This is a genomic window from Streptomyces sp. HD (assembly GCF_028369295.1).
In the GTDB taxonomy this organism is placed as follows: domain Bacteria; phylum Actinomycetota; class Actinomycetes; order Streptomycetales; family Streptomycetaceae; genus Streptomyces.
In genome coordinates this window covers 1-18,377 of the sequence record NZ_JAQMYP010000069.1, presented here as the reverse complement: position 1 = coordinate 18,377, position 18,377 = coordinate 1, and the positions used below count along the sequence as shown (strand labels likewise).

17 protein-coding genes are annotated in these 18,377 nt (G+C 70.7%); 7 read left to right on the top strand and 10 right to left on the bottom strand.

The features are described from left to right. Window positions 1-46 precede the first annotated feature (46 nt). Window positions 47-493 carry a flavodoxin family protein gene (locus POF73_RS40955; RefSeq protein WP_272124493.1) on the top strand — a complete coding sequence of 149 codons (447 nt, stop codon included), beginning with the start codon at window positions 47-49 and terminating at the stop codon, window positions 491-493. An 82-nt stretch (window positions 494-575) separates the two neighbouring features. Here the strand turns inward: POF73_RS40955 and POF73_RS40950 are convergent, their stop codons facing one another. From POF73_RS40950 to POF73_RS40925, 6 genes are all read right to left on the bottom strand, one after another. Beyond that, entirely contained in the window at window positions 576-944 is a 369-nt protein-coding gene (locus POF73_RS40950) for a GtrA family protein (protein ID WP_272124492.1), read from the bottom strand. Further along, a complete protein-coding gene (locus POF73_RS40945) occupies window positions 944-1,894 on the bottom strand; it encodes a glycosyltransferase family 2 protein (protein ID WP_272124491.1) in 951 nt (316 codons plus the stop codon). Before POF73_RS40945 ends, POF73_RS40950 begins: the two co-directional genes overlap by 1 nt. Before the next feature lie 20 nt (window positions 1,895-1,914). Beyond that, on the bottom strand, window positions 1,915-4,584 hold the full coding sequence (locus POF73_RS40940) for a YfhO family protein (RefSeq protein ID WP_272124490.1): 2,670 nt from the start codon (window positions 4,582-4,584) through the stop codon (window positions 1,915-1,917). Between the two features lie 175 nt (window positions 4,585-4,759). Beyond that, a complete protein-coding gene (locus POF73_RS40935; protein ID WP_272124489.1) occupies window positions 4,760-5,101 on the bottom strand; it encodes a hypothetical protein in 342 nt (113 codons plus the stop codon). 140 nt (window positions 5,102-5,241) lie between these two features. Further along, window positions 5,242-6,006 carry a cysteine hydrolase family protein gene (locus POF73_RS40930; RefSeq protein ID WP_443049733.1) on the bottom strand — a complete coding sequence of 255 codons (765 nt, stop codon included), beginning with the start codon at window positions 6,004-6,006 and terminating at the stop codon, window positions 5,242-5,244. Between the two features lies 1 nt (window position 6,007). Continuing rightward, complete coding sequence (locus POF73_RS40925; RefSeq protein WP_272124488.1) at window positions 6,008-6,586, bottom strand: cysteine hydrolase family protein; 579 nt, start codon at window positions 6,584-6,586, stop codon at window positions 6,008-6,010. A 171-nt stretch (window positions 6,587-6,757) separates the two neighbouring features. On the opposite strand from POF73_RS40925, the gene POF73_RS40920 reads away from it, so the two are divergent. Further along, a complete protein-coding gene (locus tag POF73_RS40920) occupies window positions 6,758-7,822 on the top strand; it encodes a GlxA family transcriptional regulator (RefSeq protein WP_272124487.1) in 1,065 nt (354 codons plus the stop codon). Between the two features lie 19 nt (window positions 7,823-7,841). Here the strand turns inward: POF73_RS40920 and POF73_RS40915 are convergent, their stop codons facing one another. Together POF73_RS40915 and POF73_RS40910 are read right to left on the bottom strand one after the other, a co-directional pair. After that, window positions 7,842-9,518: an IclR family transcriptional regulator domain-containing protein gene (locus POF73_RS40915; protein ID WP_272124486.1), complete on the bottom strand. Its 1,677-nt coding sequence runs from the start codon at window positions 9,516-9,518 to the stop codon at window positions 7,842-7,844. Between the two features lie 181 nt (window positions 9,519-9,699). Continuing rightward, window positions 9,700-10,980 (bottom strand): M6 family metalloprotease domain-containing protein, encoded by a 1,281-nt coding sequence (locus tag POF73_RS40910; RefSeq protein ID WP_272124485.1) that lies wholly within the window; start codon window positions 10,978-10,980, stop codon window positions 9,700-9,702. Between the two features lie 257 nt (window positions 10,981-11,237). On the opposite strand from POF73_RS40910, the gene POF73_RS40905 reads away from it, so the two are divergent. Both POF73_RS40905 and POF73_RS40900 read left to right on the top strand, forming a co-directional pair. Further along, on the top strand, window positions 11,238-11,882 hold the full coding sequence (locus POF73_RS40905; RefSeq protein WP_272124484.1) for a TetR/AcrR family transcriptional regulator: 645 nt from the start codon (window positions 11,238-11,240) through the stop codon (window positions 11,880-11,882). 130 nt (window positions 11,883-12,012) lie between these two features. Next, entirely contained in the window at window positions 12,013-13,557 is a 1,545-nt protein-coding gene (locus POF73_RS40900) for an MFS transporter (protein ID WP_272124483.1), read from the top strand. Between the two features lie 115 nt (window positions 13,558-13,672). Here POF73_RS40900 and POF73_RS40895 read toward each other — a convergent pair whose 3' ends face one another. Further along, on the bottom strand, window positions 13,673-14,227 hold the full coding sequence (locus tag POF73_RS40895; protein ID WP_272124482.1) for a MarR family winged helix-turn-helix transcriptional regulator: 555 nt from the start codon (window positions 14,225-14,227) through the stop codon (window positions 13,673-13,675). 120 nt (window positions 14,228-14,347) lie between these two features. Here POF73_RS40895 and POF73_RS40890 point away from each other — a divergent pair, with 120 nt between their 5' ends. Next, window positions 14,348-15,133, top strand: a complete 786-nt coding sequence (locus tag POF73_RS40890; RefSeq protein WP_272124481.1) for a dioxygenase family protein — start codon at window positions 14,348-14,350, stop codon at window positions 15,131-15,133. A 13-nt stretch (window positions 15,134-15,146) separates the two neighbouring features. Here POF73_RS40890 and POF73_RS40885 read toward each other — a convergent pair whose 3' ends face one another. Then, a complete protein-coding gene (locus POF73_RS40885; protein WP_272124479.1) occupies window positions 15,147-15,677 on the bottom strand; it encodes a GNAT family N-acetyltransferase in 531 nt (176 codons plus the stop codon). A 169-nt stretch (window positions 15,678-15,846) separates the two neighbouring features. On the opposite strand from POF73_RS40885, the gene POF73_RS40880 reads away from it, so the two are divergent. Both POF73_RS40880 and POF73_RS40875 read left to right on the top strand, forming a co-directional pair. Next, on the top strand, window positions 15,847-16,842 hold the full coding sequence (locus tag POF73_RS40880; protein WP_272124478.1) for a sigma-70 family RNA polymerase sigma factor: 996 nt from the start codon (window positions 15,847-15,849) through the stop codon (window positions 16,840-16,842). A 638-nt stretch (window positions 16,843-17,480) separates the two neighbouring features. Further along, window positions 17,481-18,245, top strand: a complete 765-nt coding sequence (locus POF73_RS40875; protein ID WP_272124511.1) for a TetR/AcrR family transcriptional regulator — start codon at window positions 17,481-17,483, stop codon at window positions 18,243-18,245. Window positions 18,246-18,377: the final 132 nt, after the last annotated feature.

Here is an 18,377-nt window from a genome sequence, read left to right as displayed (position 1 = left end):
TCCGGTCCTTCCGGTGAACGCGTGACCGTACCGGAAGGACCGCACTGTGAAGAGCCTGATCGTCTGTACGTCGGTGTCCCATGGCAACACACGCAAGGTCGCCGAGGTGATCGGGGAGGTACTCGGGGCCTCCGTGGTGGCGCCGGAGGAGGCCGACCTCACGGGCCACGATCTCACCGACTACGACCTGGTCGGCTTCGGCTCGGGAATCTTCTCCCGGCGGCTTCACCCCCGCCTGCGTGATTTCGTCTCCGCGCTCCCCCCACAGCGGGGGCGAGCCTTCGTCTTCGCCACCTGCGGCATCCACGCCCCCTTCGGCCCCATGACCAGGCTGCTGGAAGGCAAGGGCTACGACGTCGCGGACACCTTCTCCTGCCGGGGCCATGACACATGGGCGCCGTTCAGGCTCATCGGAGGGATCCGCAGGGGACGACCGGACGGCAGGGACCTCGCGGCCGCGCGGGCGTTCGCCGAGAGGCTGAAGCGAGGCTGACGGAAGAATTCTCCGCACCCGCGATTCCCCCCCCCCGAATCAGGCCCCCCGAATCAGGCCCCCCGAATCAGGCCTCCCCCGGTCAGGCCTCCCTCGGCAGCATGATCGCCCGGGAAACGAGGAAGGTCGCCGGAATCGCCGCGGCGGAGGCCAGCAGCGGAGCGAACCTGTTCCCGGCGTGCAGGACGTCGACGATCACGTACACGCCTGCTGTGGTGATCAGGAAATTGGTGGCGTTCGACAGCGGAAACAGCAGGAATTTACGCCAGGTCGGCCGCGTCCGGTACGTGAAGCGCGCATTGAGGAAAAAGGAACCGGTCATGCTGAGGAAGAACGCGAGAACATGGGCGATGAGATAGGGCAGACACAGAAGGAACAATAGGTAGAGACCGTAGTACGTGGCTGTGTTGACGACGCCGATCAGGGCGAAGGGGAGGATCTGCCCGCGCATCAGGGAACTAGGTCCTTCGCCCGGTCCACGTTGGTCGCCTTCACCAGGAAGTGCGGGCGCCGCTTGACCTCGTAGTAGATACGGCCGGTGTACTCGCCGATCACCCCGAGCATGATCATCTGCACTCCGGCCAGGCCGGTGACGGCGGTGATGATCGTGACGTAGCCGGGTGTCTGTACGCCGTTGATGAGCGCCGCGCCCACGATCCACGCCGTGTACGACATCGCGCACACCAGCAGGGCCATGCCGAGGTGGAGCGCGGCACGCAGCGGGCGGTTGTTGAAGGAGAGCAGTCCGTCGATGCCGTAGTTGAGCAGGCTGCGCAGGCTCCAGGAGCTGTGGCCGGCCTCGCGGGCGGCGTTCTCGTAGTCGAGGGTGGTGCTCGGGAAGCCCACCCAGGCGAACAGGCCCTTGGAGAAGCGGTTGTACTCGGTCAGTTCCAGGACCGCGTCGGTCACGCGCCGGGACAGCAGCCGGAAGTCGCCGACGCCGTCGACGAGTTCGACGTCCACGAGGCGGTTGACGATCCGGTAGTACAGGCGGGCGGTGAGGGTGCGCGTGAGCCGGTCGCCGGTGCGGGTGCGCCGGGCGATGACCTGGTCGTAGCCCTGTTCGTGCAGGTCCACCATGCGCCTGATCAGCTCGGGCGGGTGCTGGAGGTCCGCGTCCATGACGATCACGGCGTCTCCCCTGGCGTGGCGCAGGCCTGCGATCAGCGCCGCCTCCTTGCCGAAGTTGCGGCTGAAGGAGATGTAGCGCACGCGCGGGTCGAGGCCGGACAGGCGCTGGAGGACGTCGAGTGTGCGGTCGCGGCTGCCGTCGTCGACGTACACGAACTCCATGTCGTGGCCGAGCGGCAGGAGTTCCTCCGCGACCTTCTGGACCTGGTCGTGGAAGCTGCCTATGACGTCTTCCTCGTTGTAGCAGGGGGCGACGATCGAGATGAGCATGGTTTCTCCCTGGCGCGCGGTCAAGGAGCGCCGGCCGTGCGCTCGCGGGGTCGTGGGTGGTTCGGCGGTGCGATGGCGCGCCGTCGGCGGACGGCGGTGAGGACGCCGTACAGGATCAGGGCCGGGAGCGAGACGCCCCCGACCACGCTGCCCAGCCGCAGGCCGGGTGGGTGGAAGGTGCAGGTGAGGGTGGTCGAGGAGCCGTCGAGGGGTACGGCGATCAGCCCGTAGTAGTCCCGGGCGGGTACGGCGGGGTCGTCGCCCGTGGCGCAGCGCCAGCCGGCGATCCGGGGCGCCGCGACGACGGCGGTGCCCACGCTGCCGGCGGGGAGTTCGGCCCGCAGGCTGCCGTCGGAGACGGTCACCTCGGTGGCGTCGGTGGCCTTGAGCCGTGCGACGGCGGAGTGCAGTCGGGCGGTGTCGAGGCAGCCGACCGCGCCGTCCGGTATGAGGCTCGTCCTGTTGGGTGCCAGGTCGATGCGCAGGTGTCCGGAGGCCGCGACGGTGCCGAGCCGCTGCATGGCGGCGATCTTGGTGACCGGGTGGTCGGACCGGAACCGTCCGGTCAGGCCGTGGGCCGAGGCGCCGGCGAGCCGCGCGGTGCCCGAGAAGTACGGCGCCCACAGGTACACCTCGCTGCCGGCCGGGCACCGGGCCGTGATGGTCGGCTGCCGTCCGGCGGACCCGGGGCCAGGGGCGCCGATGCGCAGGCCCGGCCGCTCGTCGTCGCCGGGGCCCGGCGGCTTCCCGGCGCTGGTGCGCACCGTGAGGCGCGGCACGGTGTAGACCCGGGTGCCCAGCAGCAGTTCCTGGTTTCGGTAGGGCGACGACCCGAATGCAGAAACGTTTGTCCGTGCGTTGGCGGCGGCCGGGCGCACGGTGACCAGAGACGGTACGTCCTGCCGGGACACGGTCACCCGGCTGCCGTCCTGCGGGTACCAGTTCTGGTGCGGGTCCGGCGGCGAGTGCACCCGCGCGCCGACGGAGAAGAGCACGTCCGTGACGGCGTTGTCCAGGCTCTGCAGGTTTCGGCCGCGGGAGGTCCAGCCGTCCCCGAGGGCGGTGAGCATGCGGCTGAGCACGTCGGAGGTGACGCTGCTGTAGTACTGGGCGCCCTGCCCGCCCACCTCCAACGGGTCGTTGCCGACGGTCTGTTCGCGGCCTGGGTCGGTGCGGTAGCGGGGCCAGCCGTCGGCCCGCGCGATCGCCTCGGCCTGCCGCTGCTGCCGCGCTCCCCAGGGCGCGTAGTCGTCCATGTGCGACAGCCGCATCCGGTTGGCCACGGCGGCGGTGGCGGTCGTCTCGCCGAACTGTGCGCCGAAGAGCAGTACGACGGCGAACACGGCCGGCATCGAGCGCCGCCCGCCGCCCACGCGGTGCAGCAGGACCAGCCCGCCCAGCGCGCCCACCGCCGCCGGCAGCAGCACCGGCCAGGTGAAGAAGCGCACCATCTCGCTCCGGCCGGCGACGGCGACGATCAGCGCGAGCAGCGCGCCCGCTGCACCCAGCGCGCGCCGGTCGGGCGGCCCGTACGACAGGGCATGCCACGCGGCGATCACGAGCAGCGCGCACAGCACGAAGGCCTGGCGGTAGGGACTGCCCTGCGGCGTGGCGAAGGCGTGCCACAGCAGGTGCGTCGGACCCCATTGCATCGACAGCGCGACCCCGGCGGCCAGCAGCGTCCATCCCGTGCGCACCCGCCGGGGCGCCGAGCGGTGGAAGGGCAGGGCGAGGGCGAGCAGTAGTGCCGTCGTGCCCACGTAGACGGCCGGGGAGCCGAAGCTGTACGTCGTGGGCAGCAGGCGGGCCAGCAGGTCCTCCGGCGCCGCCGGCACGAACTGCCTGACCCGGCCGGGGAAGGCGTGCGTGGTGCCGAAGTACACCACCGCCACCAGCGGGGCGGCCAGGCCCATGCCGAGGGCGACGGTCAGGCCGGCCCGGCCCGCCGCCGCGAGCCGCTGCCGGCGCGGCAGCCCGGAGAGCCACAGCCGGAGCAGCAGCACCAGACCGGCGGCGAGGGTGGCCATGTACGCGGTGTAGAAGTTGGCGATCCAGGCGAGCGCGACGACCAGCACGCCGAGCACGCGCCGCCGCCCGCTCAGCGTCCATTCGCCGACCAGGCACAGCAGCGGCAGAGCGACCAGGCCGTCCAGCCACATCGGGTTGTACGCGGCGTCCGCCACCGTCCAGCCGCACAGGGCGTACGACGAGCCCAGCAGCCCCGCCGCCCACCAGTGGCCGGGGCGCAGGACGAGCAGCAGCCAGGCCATGGCGGCGCCCGCGGACGCCGTCTTCAGCAGGGTGATCACATACACCGCGAGGTCGATCTCGTCCCGCGGGAACACTGCCACGAGCAGGGCGAACGGGCTGCTGAGGTACGTACCGAGGTCGGGCAGGAAGCTCGCGCCGAACCCGGACTGCCAGTTGACCAGGAGACCGCCGTCGGCCCTTCCGTGCAGCAGGTCCCACAGGTGGGCGTGGAACGGCACGTACTGGTTGCCCAGGTCGTTGAAGTTCCGGGTGTGCGGGCCGAAGGGATAACTGCGGGCGACGGTGTCGGCGGTGCAGAAGGCGGTGACGGTGAGGAGAGCCGCGAGCAGGGCGGCACGGGTTCTCTGCTCCGCCGGGGCCGTCGATTTCACCCTGTCCCGGCGCGTGGAAACGGCCGTGAGCAGAGCCGAGCCATCCATTTTCGGCAGGCCTCCAGCGAATTAAGAACACATGGTGTCGTTTGTCGATTCGCTTCCGTAGATGGGCGATCTATGTGCTCGGTTGCGCCATTCAAGAAAGTGATACGGCAAATTCCGACTCGCGCGGAGGATTTCTCGAAGGTTGGTTAAATCCGATTGAACAAACAGTGACCTTTCACTTTCGTTCCAGTGCTTGAGCCACCGTCTTCGCATACAGCCGCGCGCCCGCGGGGCCGGGATGGATGCCGTCGCTCGCCAGCAGGTCGTCCTTGCCCTGGACGGCGCGGTCCCAGTCCGCCAGCACGACGTTCGGGGGTGCTTCGGCCGCCTGACGGATGGCGGTGTTGATCCTGTCCTTCCAGCCGACGGTGCCGTGCACGGTGACCAGGACGACGGTGCGACGGGCGCCGGCTTCCCCGATGACCTGTTCGAGTTCCGCCCTGCCGCCGACGCCGTTCGTGCCGAGGCCGACGAGCAGGACCGGATTCAGGCGCTTCTCCTGGGCGAGCGATTGCACCTCGGTGGGGGAGGCGGCCAGTTGGCGGCTGACCCTGGCGTCGATGGCGATCCCCGGGAAGCGCTGTTTGAGCGTCGGCGGCGCGGTGCTCCGGAGGGCACGTTCGCCCGCGGCTATGTCGTCGGCGGCGCTGTTGGGCGTTACCTCAGCGCACTGTGCGAGCGGACCACGACGCCGTACAGGTCGGCGATCGTCGCCAGCGCGCTCTCGTGGATCTGCGTGGCGGACAGGCCGCCGGCGACCGACGGCAGCGGCCGGGTGGCGCAGGCGTCCGCGACCACGGTGGGCCGGTTCCCGCGCAGGAACGCGCCCTCGGCGGTGAACGTCACGCACATGTGGGTCATGAACCCGGCGATGACCAGGTTCTCGTTGCCCGCCTGGTCGACCAGCCTGCCGAGCTCGGTGTTCACGAAGGCGTTGGGGGCCTTCTTCACCACGGTCCGCTCGCCGTTCACGGGCCCGACCCGGTCGTGGATGCGGCCGATCGGGCGGCGGATGTCGTACGGGGTGCCCTTCCCACCGTCGTTGACGACGTGGATGACCTTCCCGCCCGCCTCACGGGCCGCGCCGAGCAGCTCCGCCGCGGCGTCCAGGGCCTGCCGCCAGCCGGTCAGTTCCATCACGCCCTGGGTGTAGGTGTTCTGGTAGTCGACCATGATCAGGGTGGCGGAGGCGAGTGAAGCGGGCTGGTCGGGCAGGCCGTTGAGCTTGCGCAGCGTCGTCGTGGCCGACGTGTCGGTGTACGTCTCGTCGGTCTCGTCCGCCGCCTGTGCCGGGGAGCTGCCCAGGCGGGTCGCGCCGAACACCGCGGCGCCGCCGAGTACGGCCGCACCGCCGACGACGGCCGCACGGCCGGTCTTCAGGAACCCGCGCCGGGAGCCGCCGTGCTGCTCCTGCCCCGACATCTCAGGCCAGCTCCTTCACGGAGGCGACCACGACGCCGTACGCGTCGGCGATGGCCGCCAGGGCGCTGCGGTGCAGTTCGTCGGCGGAGACGTCCACGATCGACCGGGTGGCGCAGGCGTCCGCCGGGACTGTGGGCCGGTTGCCACGCAGGGCCGCGGACGCCGTCGTGTACGCGATGCACATGTGGGTCATGAACCCGGCGACGATCACGCTCTCGTTCCCGGCCTCGTCGACGAGCCTGCCGAGGTCGGTCCCGTGGAAGGCGTCCGGCGCCTGCTTGACGACCACGGGCTCGCCGTCGGCCGGTGCCACGTCGGGGTGGATCCGGCCGATCTCGGCGCGGATGTCGTAGGGCGAGCCCTCGCCGCCGTCGTGCTGGACGTGGATGACCTTGGCGCCGGCCTCGCGGGCCCGGCTCAGCAGATCCGACGCCGCCTCCAGGGCGGGCTGCCAGCCGTCGAGTTCCATCGCACCGCGGGTGTAGGTGTTCTGGTAGTCGACGAGGACGAGCGTCGAGGACGCGAGGGCCGCGGGGGTGGTGTCGGCACCGCCGAGTTCGCGCAACGTCTTGCTTGCCACGGGGCTTCTCCAAGGGTCGGGGGACTTGAGGTACGTGAGGTGCTTGAGCGAGTTGCTCAACAGTCTGTTGAACTCGTGTGCGACGCTATGGCGCGAACCGGGGGGTCGGCAATGACGTGCTATTTGCAGAAACCGACACCCGTGTCCGTGAGGGAAACAGGGGGGTACCGGATGGGCGTCGTCAACCGGCTGATCGTGATCGTGCTGTTCGAGGGCGTCGACCTGCTCGACGTCACCGGCCCGCCGGAGGTGTTCTCCCTCGTCCCGCGCGAGACGACGGGGCGGGTCGGCTACGAGGTCGTGCTCGCCGCCGAGACCCTGGAGCCGGTGACCACGGCGGCCGGGGTGCGGATTCTGCCCGACGCCACGTTCCGCGAGGTCGGCGAACGGCCCATCGACACGCTGCTGGTGCCCGGCTCGGTCGAGGTCGAGGGTGGGGGCGCGGGCGAGGGCGAGAGTGGGAGCGGGGCCGACGGTGAGGGCCGTATCCGCCCGATCGTCGAGCCCGGCACCGTGGCCTGGGTGAAGGCGCTGGCCACTCGCACCCGACGCGTGACCTCGGTGTGCGTCGGCGCGCACATCCTCGCCGCCGCCGGCCTCCTCGACGGCAAGCGCGCCACCACGCACTGGTCGACCGCGCGGCAACTCGCCGCCGACCACCCGGCGGTGCGGGTCGACCCGGACCCGATCTTCATCCGCGAGGAGGGCGAGATCTGGACCGGCGCGGGGATCAGCGCCTGCCTGGACCTGTCCCTCGCCCTGGTCGCGGAGGACTTCGGCGAGCAGGTCGCGCTGCGCGTCGCCCGTCAGCTCGTGATGTACCTGAAGCGGCCCGGCGGGCAGTCCCAGTTCAGCGTGCCCCTGGAGACGGTGTCCACGACCCGGCGTATCGAGGACCTGCGGCACCACATCCTGAACAACCTCGGCAGCCGCCTGACCGTCCCGGAGCTGGCCGCGTACGCGCACGTCAGCGACCGTCAGCTCACCCGCATCTTCAAGACCGAACTCGGCACGACGCCGCACGCCTACGTCGAGTCGGCCCGGGTCGAACGGGCCGGCAACCTGCTGGCGACCACCGACGACACGCTGGAACGGATCGCCTCCGTCTGCGGTTTCGGCACCGTCGACACCCTCATCCGAGCCTTCCACCGCCGCCTCGCCACGACACCGAGCGAGTACCGGGCCAGATTCCGCACCAGCCCTGTCCAGCCCGCCCCCGTCCAGCGGGCGCCGTGACCGGTTTCCCCCGAGCCCCTCAGGAGACCCCCACCCGGGCGAACCGCCCCGCCACCGCCAGGTCCTCCTCCACCCGCCCGGCCGTCTCCACCAGCTCCGGCAGCACGTCCCGTACACATTCCTGCACCGACCGCCGTGCCGCGTGCATCGCCACGTTCACCGCGGCGACCACCCGTCCCGTACGGTCCCGCACCGGTACCGCCACCGACCGCAGCCCCGCCTCCAACTCCTCGTCGACCAGCGCGTATCCACGCTCCCGGACCTCCTCCAGCACGGCAGTCAGGGCCGAGGGATCCGTGATCGTACGAGGGGTCAGCGGGCGCAGCTCTCCGTGCGGGCCCAACTGCCGTTCCCCGGCGGGGAGGTCGGCCAGCAGCACCCGGCCCAGCGAGGTGGCGTACGCCGGCAGCCGCGTGCCGATGGTGATGTTGACGCTCATCACACGGCTGGTGGCGGCCCGGGCGGTGTACTGGATCTCGTCGCCCGCCGGCGTCAGCACCGCCAGCGACGCCGACTCGTGGACCCGGTCGGCCAGTTCGGCGAGGTGCGGGGTCGCGATGCGGTCCAGGGAGGTGCGGGACAGGGGCGGGAAGCCCAGCGACAGGACGCGCGGGGTCAGCGCGAAACCCCGGTTCCCCGACGGGCGTACCAGGCCCAGATACTCGTACGTGATGAGCGCCCGGCGTGCCGTGGCGCGCGAGAGTCCCGTCGCCTGGGCGACGTCCGTCAGTGTCAGTTCGGCCCGTCCCTCGCCGAACGCGGTCAGTACGGTGAGCCCGCGCGCCAGCGACTCGACGAACTCCCTGCCCAGTTCCTGCTTGGAGGCGCCCGTCCAGGTCGCGAGGCCCGCCGGGGCCCGGCCGGGGCGCGGCTGCGGGGCCTCGCGCAGCTCGCGTTCCATGTCCGCCACGGCCGTCCGCAGCCGGGGGAGGAGCGTGTCGCGCAGATGCGCGGCCGTGTGGCGGCTGGTGTGGCTGACCACGTTCGCGACGCAGGCGATACGGCCGCCCGCCCGTGGATCCCGTACCGGTACGGACAACGCGACCAGCCCCGGCTCGATCAACTGGTCGTCGAGCGCCCAGCCGTCTGCCCGCGCCCGCGCCGCCCGGCGTACGAAGTCCTCGTCGGACGACGTGTGCTGTCGCGGCGGTACGGCCGGGAAGTCCCGGTCCTCCGGGTCCGCCGCCCGGCGTTCGCGCCAGGTCTGCCACTGGGCGTCCGTCCACTCCGTCGCGAACAGCGGGCCCGGCGCGGTGCGTTCGGCCGGAAGCAGGTCGCCGATGCGGAAGCTGAGGGACATCGCGCGGCGGCGGGTGGCCTGGTGGATGAAGCGGATGCCGTCGCGGTCGCCGACCGCCAGCGACACCGACTCGTCCAGCTCGTCGGCGAGCGCGTCGGCGTGGGCGGCGAGGAGGGAGGGCAGGCCCAGGGCGGCCAGACAGGCGTTGCCGAGTTCCATCACACGGGGTGCCAGCACGACGTCACGGCCGTCGAGGCGGACGTACCCCATGCGCGCCAGCGTGGACGCGATCCGGTCCACCGTGGAGCGGGCCAGCCCGGTGGCCCGCTCCAGCGCGCTCGCGCTCAGCGTCCCGCCGGCCTCCGTGAGCCGCCACAGCACCACGACACCACGGATCAACGGCGTCACCGCCTCCGCCGGTACGGCAGGGGCGTCCAGGGTCGTCTTCGCGGGCATCGGCTCTCCGGTACGGCGTTCGCAGCAGGCCGAGGGCCTGTCCGGCCCTAACCGTAATCCGCGCCACGCGCCCGCACAGCGATCCTCCGCCTGCCCCCAGACCTCACCACCCCTGATCCCGACGCCTGCCCGGCCCTCGCCATCCCTGATCCCGACGTCCGCCCCGCGCCCCTCCCCGCCCCTACTCCCGGGTCACCCGCACCCGATAACTCCCCGTCATGTCCGCCTCCAGCACCGCGACCCGCACCCCCCGCTTCTCGTCCCGGAACTCCTCACCCGGCATGAACGCCGCGTCGGACAGTTCGGCGTGGACGTTCGGGCTGCGGGTGCAGCCGCCGCTGTCCTGCTTGGCGTCGTGGACCTTCATCGGTCCCATCCCGGTGTCCACGTCCGCGTCGACCTTGTAGACCAGCACGCCGGGGCGGCACACGGACTCGTCGTTGCCCTCACGGGTGCGCAGTTCGACGGCGTACCCGGAGCGGCGGTCCAGCGGTACGAACACCAGCTTCGGGCCGCCCTCGCGGGCCAGCGGCGTCAGGGCGTACTCGTGGCTCCCGGGCTCGGACGCGCACCGTACCTGGGCCTCGTCCAGCCAGCCCAGCTTCCACTTGTGCCAGCCGAGCAGGTCGTTGTTGGCCCCCCAGTCCTCGCTCATGATGTCCCAGTGCCCGACCGCGCTCCCGCCCTCGGCGGTGTACAGGTCGGGCAGGCCGAAGACATGGCCGTTCTCGTGGGGGAGGACCCGGTAGCCGGTGCGGTGGTAGGAGCCGGAGCCGTCGTCCTGGCGGGAGTAGACGAAGGAGGCGTTCGCGACGGAGACGCCGTCGGCCACCGGGGCCTCGGTGTTGCCCGCGAACGACACCGACAGCACGGTGTCCAGGGCCGACGGCCCGGCGTTCGGCGTCACCAGCACGTTCAGGAAGTCGTACGACTGGAAGTCCACCTTGGGATCGGCGGCGGCCACGATGTCCTGGACCAGCTGCCGGTACCCGGGGTCGAAGGGCGCGCCGCGCTCTATGCCGTAGGCGTGGAACGACTTCGGCATCCGCAGCCAGCCCGGGATCGGGGTCTTGGGGCGGTAGTCGAGGCGGCCGTAGGAGCTGGTGCGGAACCAGTCCTGGGTCTGCGGGAAGAACTCCGCGAAGCGGTCGAGCGCGCTGCCCTTGCCGGGCGCGTCGGGGAAGTCGACCATCACGGTGAGGGCGTTGACCGCGCCGGTGGAGCGGGAGTAGCCGCGTGTCGTCGGAACGCCCTCCGACATCTGCACCGTGGGCCGGCCGCTGATCATGCAGGGGCCGAGGAGGGAGGAGCGGGCCGGCGCTGTCGGGCCCGCTCCGGTCGCCGTCAGGGTGCCCGCCGTGTGGCGCCCGGTGCCTGCCGAGGTGCTGACCGCCATGGTCAGGACGGTCACGGAGGCGAGGACCAGCACACGGCGGGGGCGTATCCGGCGGGTCGGCTGCATGCATGGGCCCTTCCGTCCATGGCAGCCGCCCGACCGCGTGCTGCGCCCTCCCGATCACCCTGTGTCGAGTGATTCGCGGGCGCGCGCTGGAGGAGACCGAACGTGGGTTCTTGTCACGGCGAACTTGTGATTCAGGTCACATGAAATCTTTTCGGCGACGGGAAATAACCGGGGACCCCTTCCCCGTTTAGCCATGTGTCCGAGCGAAACGGGGACAGCCTCCCCGGATCGCCACCCAGCAGCATCAGGAGTACGCCGTGCAGACCGTGACCCCCGTACCGCGCAAGGCGACCCGGCCGCGCGCCGACGCCCTGCGCAACCGGGAGCGGATCGTCACCGCCGCCCGGGAGATGTTCGTCGAGTTCGGCCCCGATGTGCCGCTCGACGAGATCGCCCGCCGGGCCGGCGTCGGCAACGCCACGGTGTACCGCAACTTCCCCGACCGCGACGCGCTCGTCCGCGAGGTCGTCTGCTCCGTCATGGACCGGACGACGGAGGCGGCCGAGCTCGCGCTCGCGGAGACCGGGGACGCCTTCGGGGCACTGGAGCGCTTCGTGCACACCGCCGCCGACGAGCGGATCAGCGCACTGTGCCCGATGGTCCAGAGCACCTTCGACCAGCACCATCCGGACCTGGAGGCCTCGCGCGAGCGGGCCGAGCAGCTCATCGGGGCGATCATGGACCGCGCCAAGGCGGCCGGCCAGCTCCGCTCCGACGTGGACGTCGGTGACCTCATGATCGGCGTCTCCCAGCTCAGCCGGCCTCCGGCCGGGACCGGGTGTGCCATAGCCGACCGCTATGTCCACCGTCATCTCCAGCTGTTCCTGGACGGACTGCGGGCCCCGGCCCGCTCGGTCCTGCCGGGCACGGCGATCACGATGGGGGACCTGCGCCAGGCCTGACCGATGCGTAGCCCGAACCGATTAGTTCGGGGCACCCCAGCAGTCACCAGCTCACCGGCCGTCGCAGTGGACGAGCCGTCCCCTTTCCTTTCGTTCTTTTCCGTCACGAAGTCCCGAAGTGGGTAGATCCATGTCTGAAACAGCCGCGAAGGCTCCCGGCAGCGGCCTCGGCGCCGCCGTCGATCCCAACCGCTGGAAAGCCCTCGCGTTCATCGCGATAGCCCAGCTGATGGTCGTGCTCGACGCGACCATCGTGAACATCGCCCTGCCCTCCGCCCAGCAGGACCTGGGCATCTCCGACGGCAACCGGCAGTGGGTCGTCACGGCCTACGCCCTCGCCTTCGGCGGTCTCCTCCTCTTCGGCGGCCGTATCGCCGACCTCTGGGGCCGCAAGCGCGCCTTCGTCATCGGTCTCGGCGGCTTCGCCGCGGCCTCCGCGCTGGGTGGCGCGGCCACCAACGAGGCCATGATGTTCGGCGCCCGCGCCCTGCAGGGTGCGTTCGGCGCGCTGCTCGCCCCGGCCGCGCTCTCCCTGCTCGCCGTGATGTTCACGGACGCCAAGGAGCGCGCGAAGGCCTTCGGCATCTACGGCGCCATCGCCGGTGGTGGCGGTGCGGTCGGTCTGATCCTCGGCGGATTCCTCACCGAGTACCTGGACTGGCGCTGGACGTTCTTCGTCAACATCCCGTTCGCCATCGTCGCCGCGGCCGGTGCCTGGTACGTCATCCGTGAGCCCGAGGGCGGCCGCAACCGCTCCGCGCTCGACATCCCCGGCGTGATCCTCTCCACCCTCGGTCTGGTCTCGCTGGTCTACGGCTTCACCCGCGCCGAGTCCGAGGGCTGGGGCGACTCGATGACGATCGGCATGTTCGTCGCCTCCGGCGTGCTGCTGCTGGCCTTCGTCCTCGTCGAGTCCAAGGTCAAGGCCCCGCTGCTGCCGCTGCGCGTGGTCACCGAGCGCAACCGGGGCGGTATCTACCTCTCGCTCGGCCTCGCGATCATCGCGATGTTCGGCCTGTTCCTGTTCCTGACCTACTACCTGCAGATCGTGAAGGGCTACTCGCCGGTGAAGACCGGCTTCGCCTTCCTGCCGATGATCGCGGGCATGATCACGGGCTCCACCCAGATCGGCACCCGGCTGATGACCCGGGTCGCGCCGCGTCTGCTGATGGGCCCCGGCTTCCTGGTCGCCGCGCTCGGCATGCTGCTGCTGACCCAGCTGGAGATCGGCTCCTCGTACGCCGCGCTCCTGCTGCCGGCGATGCTGCTGCTCGGCCTCGGTATGGGTACCGCGTTCATGCCGGCCATGTCCCTGGCCACCCAGGGCGTCAAGCCGCAGGACGCCGGTGTCGCCTCCGCGATGGTCAACACCTCGCAGCAGGTGGGCGGCGCCATCGGTACGGCCCTGCTGAACACGATCGCCGCCTCGGCGACCACGTCCTACATCGCCGACCACATCGCCGGCGCGACCAGCCGGAGCCAGCAGCAGCTGGTCCAGCTGGAGGGCATGGTGCAGGGCTACACCAGCGCCATCTGGTTCGCCGTCGGCATCCTCGTGGCCGCCGCGGCCATCGCCCTCACCTTCGTCAACGCCGGCCGCCCGGGCGGCACGACGGTGGCCTCCTCCGAGGAGGACGCGTCGGAGGAGCTGGCGGTACCGGTCGTCGCGCACTGAGTCCGACGACGACCGTACGGCTGTAACCACTTGGGACCAGGCGTACGTACGGGGATGGGGACGCTCCGTACGTACGGCCTCGAAGGACCTGCCCCGGCTCCGCTGAATGAGCGGTTCAGCGGAGCCAGGGCAGGTCCGCACCCGCTTCGCTCGGCTGCAGGCCCTCGGCGACGATCTGCATGATCTCGCCGAGGGCCTGCTGCTGTTCGGCACTGAGCCGGTCGAACATGGCCTGGCGTACGGCCTCCACATGGCCCGGCGCGGTCTGCCGCAGCACCTGGAGGCCCTGCTCGGTCAGCACCGCGAACTGGCCCCGCTTGTCGTCGGGGCAGTCCTCGCGGCGCACCCAGCCGTTCTTCTCCAGCCGGGCGATGGCGTGCGAGAGCCGGGAGCGGGTGATCTTCGCGAGCATCGCCAGCTCGGTCATCCGCAGCCGGCGGCGCGGTGAGTCGGCGAGCTTGACCAGGAGTCCGTAGTAGACGTGCGGCATGCCCGCGTCGCGCTGGAGCTGGCGGTCCAGATGGTCCCAGAGCAGCGTGGACGCTTCCATGTACGAGCGCCAGACGTGCTGCTCCTCGTCGGTGAGCCAGCGCGGTTCGGCCGCGGAGGCGGCCGCTGACGCGGGTTCGGGTTCGGCCGCGGGCGGCACGGAGGTCGATGCCGTATTCATGTACTCCACTGTACGAGAGCTCTCCTTGAAATTTTAACTACCGGGGCGTACCTTCTTGGGAGAGGGAAGCTTTAGATTTGAAGCAAATAAGGCTTCAGCTCTCCGGAGGGAGTCGCCATCATGTCCGCCGCCACGCAGGAGCGCATGCCTGCCCTCTATCTCAGCCATGGCGCCCCGCCGCTCGCGGACGACCCGATCTGGCCCGGTGAGCTCGCCGCCTGGTCCGCCGACCTGCCGCGCCCCAAGGCGATCCTCATGGTCTCCGCCCACTGGGAGGAGGCCCCGCTCGCCATCGGTGCCACCGAGCCCGTTCCTCTCGTCTACGACTTCTGGGGTTTCCCCGAGCACTACTACCGAGTGACCTATCCGGCTCCCGGTGCTCCCGGGCTCGCCGAGTCCGTACGAAAGCTGCTGCGCGCCCCCGGCATCCCCGTGCAGGACATCCCGGACCGCGGCCTCGACCACGGCGCCTACGTCCCGCTCGTCGAGATGTACCCCGAGGCCGACATTCCCGTCCTGCAGATTTCCATGCCGACCCTCGACCCGCTCCGGCTGATGGAGATCGGCCGCAAGCTGGCACCGCTGCGCGACGAGGGCGTACTGATCGTCGGCTCCGGTTTCTTCACCCACAACCTCGCCGCGCTGCGGCAGGGCGGCATCCCCGCCTGGTCCGTGGAGTTCGACGACTGGGGCCGCCGGGCCCTGGAGGGCCGCGACTGGGACGCCCTGCTGGACTTCCTCCACAAGGCCCCGGCCGGCCGCTACGCCCACCCGCGCACCGAGCATTTCGCCCCGCTGTTCGTGACGATGGGCGCCGCCGAGGCGACCGGGGAGCTGGACGGCCAGAATTCGGTGATCGACGGCTTCTGGATGGGGCTGGCGAAGCGCTCGGTGCAGTTCGGCTGAGGGGCTGCCGGCCTCACAGCTCCTTCTCGTACCAGGCGACGTCCCAGTACCGGCTGAACTTGCGGCCCACTTCGCGATACGTTCCGACGTACCGGAATCCGAAGCGCTCGTGCAGCCGGACGGAGGCCTCGTTGGGCGGGACGATCCCCGCATAGGCCCGATGTAGATCCTCCCCGGCGAGCGCCTCGAACAGCGCCTTGTAGAGAAGGGTCCCGACGCCGCGCCGCCCGGCGTCCGGCGCGAGGTAGACCGTCACCTCGACGGAGGTCGCGTAGGCGGCCTTGGGCCGAAAGACGCTGGATGTGGCGTACCCGAGGATCCGCTGAGAGTTCCCTGGGGAACCCGTCTCCTCGGCAACCATCAGCCGGTGCGGGCCGTCTTCAGGGTGGGAGAGCAGCCAAGGGCGGCGCTCTTCCGGCGTGAAGACCGCGGTATCGAATGTGATGGGCGTCTCACGTACGTAGTAGTTGTAGATGTCGGTGAGGGCTTCGAGGTCACCTTCGGCTCCCGGCCTGACCTGCACCTCTGTACGTTCCGACGGCATCAGGCCTCCTTGTGTGGCCGGACAGGGTACTGCAAGATCAGAAAAATAGGAGGGCGGGTTGGGAATTCTGTCCTGATTCCAGTCGTTGTTTCCATCGAACGCCGGGCACTCGACAAGAGTCCCAGACGTTCACGGACCACCCGCCAGCCCTCAACGCAAGGGAGCACGCATGGCAACCCGTGCCGTCGCCCGTCGTCAGTCCGCCACCGGCGAGGCCGACGCGGCAGGCAGTGTTCGCGCCCATGGCGGCGAGATCGCGGACCGCGACCTGGTCGGCATGTACCTCGACGAAATCGCGCGTACGCCGCTTCTCGACGCCGCCAAGGAGGTCGAGCTGTCGCAGATCATCGAAGCGGGTGTGTTCGCAAGGCAGGTCCTCGACGGTTACGAGGAGTCCAAGGCGGACGCCACCCGTGACGAGCTGGAGGCCCTGGTCGCCGACGGAGAGCGCGCCAAGGACATCTTCATCCGCTCCAACCTCCGCCTGGTCGTCGCGGTCGCCCGCCGCTACCCGCGCAGCGGCCTGCCCCTGCTCGACCTGGTCCAGGAGGGCAACGCCGGTCTGGTGCGCGCGGTGGAGAAGTTCGACTACCGCAAGGGCTTCAAGTTCTCGACGTACGCGACGTGGTGGATCCGTCAGGCCATCACCCGCTCGATAGCCGACCAGTCCCGCACCATCCGCCTCCCCGTCCACCTGGTCGAGGAGCTGGGCCGTATCCGCCGCGTCCAGCGCGAGTTCAACCGCGAGCACGGCCGCGACCCCGAGCCCGCCGAGATCGCCGCCGAGCTCGGCTCGAACCCGGACCGTGTGACGGACGTCCTGGACTGGGCCCGCGACCCGGTCTCCCTCAACATGTCGGTGGACGACGAGGGCGAGACCCAGTTCGGCGACCTCCTGGAGGACACGTCCGCGGTCTCCCCGGAGCAATCGGTCCTCACCCTCCTCCGCAGCGAGGAACTGGACGACCTGATCGGCCGCCTCGACCAGCGCACGGCGTCCATCATCAAGATGCGGTACGGCATCGTGGACGGCCGCGAACGCACGCTCACCGAGGTCGGCAAGGAGCACGGCCTGACCCGTGAACGCATCCGCCAGATCGAGAAGCACGCCCTGCTGGAACTGAAGAAGCTGGCCCGCAGCACCGGCTTCGACGCCGCGGCATAGGGCAGGCCCCCACCCTCCCGGCCACCGGCCGCGCGGTGCCGCCCGCGTACGCCGGTGGCGGAAGACCGCGCAAACATGGCGATGTAACGCCGCTTCAACTGACCGGGGCCCGGGAACAAGACCTCAGAGCAGGGGAGTTCGGGCCCTGAGGGCATGGGGGACACGGGGGTTGCACGGGGGCCACGAACCTCCGTCCCCGCCCCTCCGGCCCTGACCCGGCCCGGCGGATCAACTCCCGGCGAACCCGCACACCGACGACCACCAGACCAAGTCCCGACGCACTCCCCCCGGCGCCGGGACTTACCCCGAGCCGGGCTTCGGCGCCTATCCCCCCTGGGCGCCGGGGCCCGGCTCCTTTATGGCCACACGCAAGGGCCTGCAGAAGAGTTGGGGGAGTCCCCGCGAAAGGCCCTGCAGAAGACATGGCAGCAGACCCACGAAAAACCCTGTAGAAGGCTTGGCGGAAGGCCACACGAAAGCCCCGCCGAAACAGGCGGGTGGGCCACCCCGTACCTGAACCACGGGGTGGCCCACCCGAATGGCAGATTGTGCCACATGGGCATACCCTGCCGAGCGTGAGCAGGCCCTCCCAATCCCCGTCCCCCTCACTGACGGAGCGACGCAAGGCGGCGACCCGCATGGAGATCGCCCGTGCCGCGGCCGGCCTCTTCGTGAGGCAGGGGCTGCGGGCCACCCGGGCCGAGGACATCGCCCAGGCCGCCGGAATCGCGCCACGCACGTTCTACCGCTACTTCGCCACCAAGGAGGAGGCGGTGGCCCCGCTCTACTCGGTCGGCGCCGACCGCTGGACCCGGGCCGTCCACGAGGCCCCCGCCGGCCTGAGCGTCCCCGAGGCCCTCGAACACGCGGCCCGGCACACCCTGACACCGGGCGCAGGCGTCTCGGCGGCGTCCTGGGAATGGGCACGCACCCTGGTCCGCCTGGCCACGTCGAGCCCCGCGCTGCGCAAGGTGTGGGCCGAGGTGTGCCACGAGACCGAGAGACAGCTGGCAGAGGTGCTGCGGGCAAGGGCCACCGCCAGCACCCACGGCGGCGCCGACAACGCTGCAGCCTCCGACAGCGCTGCAGCCCCCGCCAATGCTGCAGCTCCCGCCAATGCTGCAGCTCCCGCCAATGTTGCAGCCCCCGCCAATGCTGCAGCCCCCGCCAACGTTGCCGCCACCGACGATGTCGCCGACCCCGACAACGTTGCCGCCCCCGCCTCGACACCGTCCCCGGGCCTCCACTTCGCCGCCGCGGTGGCCGCCGCCTCCATACGCGTGGCCGTGGAAACGTGGGCCGCCGGAAACGCCCCCGCACAGAGCCCGGAGGGCCCGGCAGCACTGGCGATGCGCAATCTGAGGGCGCTCAGGGACTTCCCATGGGAGGACGCCAAGGCGTGACGGCAAGCATGGAGGCGTGTCCGATGGCACCCGCGGGCTTGCAGTCGCGTACGGCGGAGCGTCCGATGGCGCCCACGGGCCTGCAGTCGCGTACGGCGGGAAGGGGACGTGCCGGGGGGTGTCCGCCCGCAG